The sequence below is a fragment of the Priestia sp. YIM B13489 genome, assembly GCF_042787645.1.
Lineage (GTDB): Bacteria > Bacillota > Bacilli > Bacillales > Bacillaceae_H > Priestia > Priestia megaterium.
In genome coordinates, this window is record NZ_JBHZOQ010000007.1 from 1 (window position 1) to 8,987 (window position 8,987).

The window sequence follows — 8,987 nt, forward strand, 5'->3', positions numbered from 1 at the left end:
GATAAATGCAAAGACAAACATGAAAAAGATTATGGCAAAGATAAATGCAAAGACAAACATGAAAAAGACCATGGCAAAGATAAAGTAGTCTTTTATGAAAAAGACTACAATAAGAATAAATGTAAATGCAGTAAAAGTTATAGCAATTAAGCCATTTGAATGTTAATATTCACAGTTTACAACTAGGTAACGGAAGAAAGGGTATTAACTTTCAAGTTAATACCCTTTTTTATGCCCCCTAACTTTTTATTGTATATATACTTTTGGTAATTACAAAATCCAGGACCCACTGCTAATAAAAAACCACATTGACCAAGAAAAACTTGTCCAATGTGGTTTTTTATTATGGCTGATATTTAGAAATAACAATTTTTGTTACGTTTTTTATTTTGATTATTACAACCAATGCAAAATGTTTTTTGAATAAAGACATTTAGCGTTCCAGCAGTAGTAGCAGAAGGGTTAGAGACAGTTAATCTTTCAAAATTTTCAACTTGAAAAGCTCGTGTAGAACCTGCAGGTATAGTAGCTGTAATAGGCATTCTAGAACCTCTTACAAAAATTGAAACCGTAAGACCAGTAGTTACAGCTGATAATTGGAGAAGCGTCTTGTTATGATTTTTAGTAAAATCTTCAAAAACATTTAGATCTATAGCGTTAGCAGCAACTGCGATAGTTAATGGGATGTTTCCTGTTAAATTAGTTCCAGAACCTTCAATTGTATGATTTTCAACAAAGAATTTTTCATTGTCATTTCTCTTGCTATATGAACCTCTATAGGGGTAAGAAGGGTCTACATAATATACTTCATCGTTTTTATTATAATGACGATAGCTTTTTATAATAATCACTCCTTTTTTATTTATACAATATTTTATTCATTTATCTATCAATTGTTTGTGTGCTTGTCCAATAATATTAAATTTCATAAAAAATTTATCATTTCCTGATCCAAGGTTAGATGAAAAATTGTTAGAGAAATCAAATCATGAGAAAATACTTTCATTTGAGAGATGATAAAATTCCAAATAGAAACCTTTTAGATACCGGCTATTTTTTTATGTATAAGTGTACTTGTCCAATCCTTCTTAATAGATTCCGAATATTATATTAGGAATTCATTAATTGGGAGGAATTTTAATGTTTTTTTGGCTTTCTGTGACCACATCTGTATTTATTATTATATTGTTATTTTATATAGTTAAATATATCGTTACGCTTTTCCGTTCAGAACCTCCAACAGCTTTTGAGTCAAATCAATTAATTATTAAGTTTAACGAAAATGTATGTGAGCATAGGGCATCAGAGATTCACCGTAAAAATAAATGTGAAATTTTAGAAAAAAATAACACCTTAGGATTTCACCTCGTATATACCACAAAGAACGTAAAAAAGCTTATTAATATCTATAATAAACTTGATGAAGTGGAGTATGTAGAACCCAATTATATTTTCAAAGCTTCTTATACACCCAATGATTCCTTTTATCCTTTTCAATATGGCCCTCAAAAAGTACAAGCTCCTTCTGCTTGGGATGTGACTAAGAGTAATAGTAGTATAAGAATTGCAATTGTAGATACAGGTGTCCAACTTAACCATCCTGATTTAACTTCAAAACTCTTGCCAGGTTATAACTTTGTAGATGGGAATACAAACCCAAGCGATGGAAATGGACATGGGACTCACGTAGCTGGTATTGCTGCAGCAGCAACCAATAATGTTTCAGGTATTGCTGGCATGGCCCCATTAGCTTCCATATTACCACTTCGTGCACTTGATAATACTGGTAATGGCACCCTAACTAATATTGCGAATGCTATTATATATGCAGCCGATCAAGGTGCGCAGGTGATTAATTTAAGTTTAGGGGGTTCCCAAGGCTCCCTTACATTAGAAAATGCGATCAATTACGCTTGGGATAAAGGTTCGGTTATCTTAGCAGCTGCTGGCAATGAAGGAGCTAATACCTTAACCTATCCAGCATATTACGAAAATGCGATCGCTGTAGCATCTACAGATTCAAATGACCAGAAGTCTAGTTTTTCAAATTATGGGACGTGGGTAGAAGTAGCAGCCCCTGGTTCTAACATTTTATCAACCTATATTGGCAGTAACTATGCGTATTTAAGCGGTACCTCCATGGCCTGCCCTCACGTAGCCGGATTAGCGGCCCTCTTAGCAGCTCAGGGGAAAAACAACGTGGAAATTAGAGAGGATATTCAATCTACAACTGACCCCATTCTTGGCACAGGTTCATATTGGACTTATGGTCGGATTAATGCAAACCGAGCAGTTCGCTAAAGTTAATAAAAAATACCTCCAATTCAATTAGTTTCCTCTTACTTGTTCATTAATAATCTCATTCGATTCACAGTCTCCCTTAACCATCTTTTCTTCTCACCTACACATTCTTTAACTTTCATAAAAATCACCTCTTGTTTCCCTTCTACTCAATTATTTTTAAAGAAACAAGAGGTTACATTTCATATTTACATATGTCCTTACGTAGTTAGTTTACGTTCATTAATCATTGTATTAACTACCTCTTCATTGCTTTCTAAAAGTTCTTTAGTAGTGGTATTATGATTTTTCGCATGACGAGAAAAATTGGCTTTGCTATACCAATGATGACATAAAGGACATGGCAATTCATTTTCAATCTCATAAGCAATTGACGTCCATCTTGTAGAAAATGAGGAAGGTTTGCCTGTATCATTTTTTGTATACGGGGTGCCCTCATGATGTATAGACTTTTGTATACGCTCTGTAGTCACAGCAACTTCATTTGTAGTCTCGTTGTATAGACTATCTTCTAATTCTTCTCTAATTAGTAAGAACCCAGCTTCTGACATAGATAGCCCTAACTCGTCACAAAGTTGGCGAAAATGCTCATATATACTTTCCGGCAACCTAATAGGCAACACCTTACTTGGTTCTTTTGTTTTTGATTGACGAGCGTACTTATCTAATTTACCCAACCCTATCACCTCGTATATACAATTTGTATACACATTCAATACAGAGGCTTTATCTTCCTGCTATCTTTCTAACTACATACTGTATACATTATGTAGTTGATGAGTTTTTATAGAGATATTAATTTAATCTAATTATTGATTACACGCTTTTTTAATAGTGCTCTTCAGTAACTCTATCCAAGAATTTGTTGTTATCATGCATCATCTTATTCCTATTATCTCTCTACATCTCCCATCAGTTCATATAAAATATTGTTCACCTTTCCCATTATTTTCGAACCTTGATTCATTAATTGAACGTTCTAACCGATTAAACCTTTTAGCTTTTTTTCTCGTGATGTTTGCTCTTCAAAAAATTAGAATAACTTAAATTATTCTTTCAAAAATCTTTGACGAGATACCCCATGTTCTTGCACTAGTTCATTAATTTCCACATAGGAACTGGATCAATGCTTCATAAAAATATATCCGTGACATTCGTTTCTTTTCTGTAAATTGTAGTTCTTCACTAAACAAGAGAGAAGAGCATAAGGGGTTTTTGCCCCCACCATAGGTGTGGGGCTAGGCAAAGCCTAGCAAAACTGTGGGTACAAAGAAAATCGCTAAATGTCCCCTTTACGTCCCCTTTTTTTGGTATACGTCCCTTTTACGTCCCCTTTTAAAATCCCAACGCCCCCTTTATGTCCCCCTATTTTGGAGCCATGTCCCCTTTGCGTCCCCCTGTGTTTTTTCACTTTATGGCTAAATCTTGTTGCTTTTCATTCAATTTTTGAAGCTTTTCTTTTAAACTTTTTTGTTCATCTTCATAGAGCTGAATGCTTGCATCACTCGATTGAATGGCATCCTTTTTCATCGCAATTTTTAATTTTAGATTGGCTACTTTATAGTTTTCCATTTTATTTTTCACAACATCTTTTTCTAACTCATGTGCATCAGCGTTTTTTAAAATGGTAATCGTTTATAGAATAGAAATCTATTTCTAAACGATAAAAAATACTAAGGAGAATTACCCACTATGAAGAGGTAGCGAAGGGTTTTTTATCACAAATGTTGGAATCATTGAAGTATATTTCACTCACCAAATAGCATTTATAATTTAAGATCTTTGCATTATAGATAATCTAAATTAAGTTATTATCGAGAAAATATGAATCCACATTAGGTGAAAGTTCTCATCTCATCTAGTAAAGTTGGAAGAGTTAAAACGAAGACACCATATATTAAATATATTTTAGTTTTAAAAAGGTGTTTAAGATCTGTATAGAAAAGCAAAAGTATTCAAGCCAAAACATTCTCAACCAGAGGTCACCATCCCACCCACCAGATGCTGTCTAGAGCACCATTTTATTTATGAAAATGATGATAGAACGCAAAAAGATATCTGTAGATATCTTAATAAGATTTATATTCCCTAAGAAAGTTTTTTAATGAGCTATTGGATGAGTAAATTAAATTATAGCTTGTCCTTTTTCCAATAAGAGTTTGACATAATTCTGTGATTTTATCTAACTTACTTTCCATTTAAATGAAGAACGATTGAAAAGTCTAGCTTTTTAATATAGCTAATAAAATTACTTACAATAGCATATCTCCTTCAATCAGGAGATATATTATAATGTGTGATTTCTGAGTGCGTGTTCGCAGAGTATACATCTAGATAGTCCTTTTAAAATAAAGAAGCAACCTCATTCTTTTCGTAGGAGAGAGGTTGCTTTTTTATTATGTTGAATTGTTGAATAGACATTTCTTTAGTCAAAATACAACATAAGGGATATGTAAATGCTATTTTATATATCCTGAACATATATATATAAGGTGCACTTTTTATACATTTTTTCATTAATCACCTTTCTGAAGAACGTAGACAAATCAAGAATGTATAAAAAGCTGCATACTCCGGAAAAAGAACCCTCGGCGGAATCGTGGGACTGACCCCTAATAGTGAGACAAATAAAAAACACCTTTAAGTTAAAAAACGGGTATATACTACCTAACAATCACTTGGAGGTGTTTTTTCTATGGGGACAAGAGTTAGTTATCCAGCAGAGATAAAGATAAAAGCTATTGAGATGAGATTAGCTGGTATACCTGTCAAAGAAGTGCTTTCCCAATTAAATATTCGCAGTTACACCCAATTAAAAAGGTGGATGAAATGGTATAAAAATGGAGAAATGCATCGATTTGAACAGCCTGTAGGCAAGCAGTATTCATACGGAAAGGGACCTGGCTTTAAAGACGAAATGTCCAAATTGAAAGCAGAAAACCGGTATTTAACACAACAGATTGAGGTCTTAAAAAAGTACAAGGAATTGGAGAGGAAGTGGTCCCAGAAATCGTAGTGAACGTAGTAGAAGAGTTAAAAGATAAGATGCCAGTCTATCAAATCTGTCAGCACCTTGATATCCCTCGATCGACTTATTATCGCTGGAGGAAACAGGAACAATCAGAACGGACAAAGAAAAAGAAATGGATGGAACAACAGATCGGTGATCAATGTCAAAAACATAAGTTTCGATATGGCTATCGAAAAATTACAGCATTACTCAATCGAACGATGAAAATTAACCATAAATTTGTACAACGTGTCATGCAGAAATACGGTTGGCAGTGTCGCGTAAAACGAAAAAAACGAAAGCAAACAGGGCAACCTTATCAGGTTGCAGAGAATGTATTAAATCGTGAGTTTCAAGCTGATGGCCCTCTTCAGAAATTAGTAACTGATATTACCTACTTGCCTTTTGGACCTAAGCAGTTGTATCTTTCAAGTATTCAAGATTGGTTTAATGGGGAAATCATTGCATATTCGATTGGTGATCACCAAAATGTAGAATTTGTCTTAGATACGTTAAGCCAACTTCCTTTTTTACCTAAGGGATGTACGTTGCATAGTGACCAAGGATCTGTGTACACCTCGCATCTCTATCAACAAAAAATTAAAGAAAGAGGCATTACTATGAGTATGTCCCGTAAAGGGACACCCGCAGATAATGCCTCCATTGAATCGTTTCATTCCTCGCTAAAGTCTGAAACGTTCTACCTCGACGAGTTAACATATACGACGACCACCATCGTCGAACAAATCGTCGAAAACTATATTACTTATTACAACAATGCCCGTATTCAAACGAAACTAAACAACCAGTCACCAGTACAATACCGGCAGCTGGCTGTTTAAAAGGTGCTTTGAGTCCTGTCTCACAAACAGGGTGCAGTCCCCGTTCTGCAACAAGGGTTCTTTTTTTGATGTGTACTGGAAGAGTCATTATGTTAAACATAGTTGTATGTCATATACAGCCTGCAAATAGAAAAAGCTACTAAAAATCAGTAGCTTTTCTATTTGTAGCGAGGATTTCGAGTGGATGCTTCATCGCATCTTGTGTAGTTTGCTCTAATTATTAGGTAGTTAGTATTCATACTAAGAAATTAATTAAAAAAATAAGTTCATAAACCAATTATTTATTGCTTGTCCTGTTCTTTTTCAATAATGATGGCTATTTTATTAATAGCTTCTGTTAAATGATCTATTTTCTTTTCAAAGCGTAGTAGAAGATAAAAAGTAACAACAATAGGAAAGCCAAAATTTCCGATAAGATTCAGCCATTGTTCTATCTTAATTACCTCCTTTTAGATACCGTTATTCTATATAATATGCAGCTAAATAAGAAGAGTTTGGACATGTTCTAATACGTATAAAATGGCTTAATTCATTGATTTCAACCGTTTTTATTCTTGAATAAGAAATTTAGGACAAGCATACAAACAATATTATTGATTTAGAATATTATATTTCATACTAATTAGGGATGGAATGAAACTTATGAAATCAAGGTCATCTAGAAGTAAAAAAACAGCAAATAGTGTAACAGAGTATCAATCAAAGAAATCTAGAATATCAAAAGTGAGTAATAGTGCAGACTTTTCGTTTCCACATCAAAGTTTTCAAGAACAAGTTGTGGCTTTAGTAAACATAGAAAGAAAGAGATCTGATATTGCGCCTCTTATGATTAATTTAAATTTGAGCAAAGTTGCAAATTTGAAGGCTGCTGACATGAGAGATAATAACTATTTTTCACATTATAGTCCTCAATATGGTACACCTTTTGAAATGTTAAAAAATTTTGGTGGTTCGTATCAATATGGTGCTGAAAATATTGCAGCTGGTTATATAACGCCTCAAGCAGCTTTTGAAGGTTGGAAAAATAGTCCTAGCCATTATGCTAGTATGTTAAATGCAAATTATAAGTACACTGGAATTGGTTATGTTCTTGGCCTAGAATCTAATCGATACAAAGCTTATTGGGTTCAATTGTTTAAAGGCTGATAAGATTTAGTATTTCTATAAGTTGAGTCTTTGTAATAATGACATTTAGACATGCCTTTCTATATAAAAAACCATTAAAGTTCTTAGTCTCTAATGACTTTTTTGTTCCAGTAACAGGTTGTATATTAACTAAGGCTGTATATTCATAGTCATCCAAAAAATGAAAAAAACTATATATTCCTAGTCAAAAGAGGCAGTTTTTTTCTGTAGCGGAATTTAATTTTGTGTGTCAAGTTTGTCAATATCTTGTGTAGTTTGCTCAAAAAACAAAATTTCATTTTCAATAGACAAGTTACCTAAAGGGAAATAAAGGAATATTATGCAGTTCAAATAAATTTCGTCTCACACTCAGAATCCTTTTAACTTTATTTTTCACCTTCATAATTTACAAAGTCAAAAAAAGAAAAAACAATCTGTATTGGAAGACAGATTGTTTTTTCTTTTAAATTAGAGATGGCTTTATCGAAGTGGCATTCCAAGAGCCTTCTCTAATAATATTCAAAACCTTTTTAAATAATGATTTCCAATAAAATCCATTATATTAATTAAACATACATATGATATATATTCTAAAAGACAAAAAAACTCTCGGGCATCAGGGAGTTTTTCTGTTTTTTAACAACTACAAATTCGTCAGGGAGGTGAACTAATCTGCTGAAATTAAAGGGTATGGTTCTTTCATTCTATGTAAACTAATCTAAAGGGTTTATATATATTTCTATAAAATTAAATTTGCTGATTACATATCGTTACTCCTGTTAGTTCAACGCTTGAGGAACACGGGGAGCATTTTGATTTTCTATACATATTCTAAAAGTATTAAGCATATGGGGGGGTGAATGTATGTTCTTTGGAGGTTATGGTGGCGGTTGCGGCTATGGTTACGGTGGAGGCGGCTGTGGTTTTGGCAGTGGTTTCGCTTTGATCATCGTATTGTTTATTTTATTAATCATTATCGGCGCTTCTTGTTTTGGCGGCTTTGCCGGTGGTTGCTAATAATTAAAGGTTATCTTGCTTTTAATTATTATTTACCTTTATTTCCTATTTAAAAAAGTTAGCTTTGTGCTAGCTTTTTTTATTTGTTAATTATGTATTCATAGTATTATAAACTCTTATATTTATAATACTAAAGAAACTAATGGTAAATAGCAGCAATTTTTTTAAATTGAATTCTAGGAGTAAACATGCTTATAAATATTTACAGATACATATAATGCATTAGTCCATGTAATTTGTATTCCTACTCCTTTACTTAAATTTTATAAAAAGTAGTGATAGTATTTCTAGTCATGGTGGATGTGGACTTGGTGGATGTTTTGCCATTCTAATTGTTTTATTTATTCTTCTTGTCATTATTGGATAGAGTTGTTTTAGGATGTATTCCTTACTAATTCGAAACACTCCTGATTGCCATCAAAATCAGGAGTGTTTTGCCGTTCATATCAAAGGGTTTGGAGGTTATTAATATAAATATTGTATAGTATGCGGAAGTGAAAAATTGGCATGGAAAAGTATAATCAATTTTCACATTGTCAAAATATTTTTTCACTGGTAAGCATTTTGCTTATACCAAATTTCATTCTCTTCATAGCATGTACTATAAGGTTATTTGGAGGTGAAGTTATGCCAGGACGTCGTAGTGGAGACCGTCGTACATCTCGTTCTAGATTAGATGGTTTTCGAAGAGG

Annotated in this window: 10 protein-coding genes; 6 read left to right on the forward strand and 4 right to left on the reverse strand. The window is 33.1% G+C overall.

Translation table 11 applies throughout. The features are described 5' to 3' along the window. Positions 1–356 precede the first annotated feature (356 nt). Entirely contained in the window at positions 357–851 is a 495-nt protein-coding gene (locus tag ACFX4W_RS00355) for an exosporium protein D (RefSeq protein WP_280169459.1), read from the reverse strand. Between the two features lie 289 nt (positions 852–1,140). Between ACFX4W_RS00355 and ACFX4W_RS00360 the strand changes: the two genes are divergently transcribed. Next, positions 1,141–2,301, forward strand: coding sequence for a S8 family peptidase (locus tag ACFX4W_RS00360; RefSeq protein ID WP_377558879.1), 1,161 nt, complete (start codon positions 1,141–1,143; stop codon positions 2,299–2,301). Between the two features lie 200 nt (positions 2,302–2,501). Here the strand turns inward: ACFX4W_RS00360 and ACFX4W_RS00365 are convergent, their stop codons facing one another. Next, positions 2,502–2,978, reverse strand: coding sequence for a hypothetical protein (locus ACFX4W_RS00365; protein WP_377558870.1), 477 nt, complete (start codon positions 2,976–2,978; stop codon positions 2,502–2,504). Between the two features lie 730 nt (positions 2,979–3,708). Continuing rightward, the gene (locus tag ACFX4W_RS00370) at positions 3,709–3,885 is read right to left on the reverse strand and encodes a hypothetical protein (RefSeq protein WP_377558872.1); all 177 of its coding nucleotides are present in this window, start codon (positions 3,883–3,885) and stop codon (positions 3,709–3,711) included. Between the two features lie 1,111 nt (positions 3,886–4,996). On the opposite strand from ACFX4W_RS00370, the gene ACFX4W_RS00375 reads away from it, so the two are divergent. After that, a protein-coding gene (locus tag ACFX4W_RS00375) for an IS3 family transposase (protein WP_377558873.1) occupies positions 4,997–6,153 on the forward strand; the annotation gives its coding sequence in 2 pieces (ribosomal slippage) (positions 4,997–5,267 and positions 5,267–6,153; 1,158 coding nt in all). Positions 6,154–6,434: 281 nt separating this feature from the next. Here the strand turns inward: ACFX4W_RS00375 and ACFX4W_RS00380 are convergent. Then, entirely contained in the window at positions 6,435–6,593 is a 159-nt protein-coding gene (locus tag ACFX4W_RS00380; protein ID WP_237075502.1) for a YvrJ family protein, read from the reverse strand. 202 nt (positions 6,594–6,795) lie between these two features. Here ACFX4W_RS00380 and ACFX4W_RS00385 point away from each other — a divergent pair, with 202 nt between their 5' ends. The 4 genes from ACFX4W_RS00385 to ACFX4W_RS00400 form a co-directional block, all read left to right on the forward strand. Beyond that, the gene (locus tag ACFX4W_RS00385; RefSeq protein ID WP_377558875.1) at positions 6,796–7,299 is read left to right on the forward strand and encodes a CAP domain-containing protein; all 504 of its coding nucleotides are present in this window, start codon (positions 6,796–6,798) and stop codon (positions 7,297–7,299) included. 843 nt (positions 7,300–8,142) lie between these two features. Then, positions 8,143–8,295, forward strand: a complete 153-nt coding sequence (locus ACFX4W_RS00390; RefSeq protein ID WP_165574679.1) for a YjcZ family sporulation protein — start codon at positions 8,143–8,145, stop codon at positions 8,293–8,295. 283 nt (positions 8,296–8,578) lie between these two features. Then, on the forward strand, positions 8,579–8,662 hold the full coding sequence (locus ACFX4W_RS00395) for a YjcZ family sporulation protein (RefSeq protein WP_263046321.1): 84 nt from the start codon (positions 8,579–8,581) through the stop codon (positions 8,660–8,662). A 140-nt stretch (positions 8,663–8,802) separates the two neighbouring features. Beyond that, the coding region (locus tag ACFX4W_RS00400) for a hypothetical protein (RefSeq protein ID WP_377558877.1) at positions 8,803–8,987 on the forward strand (185 nt) is incomplete at its 3' end.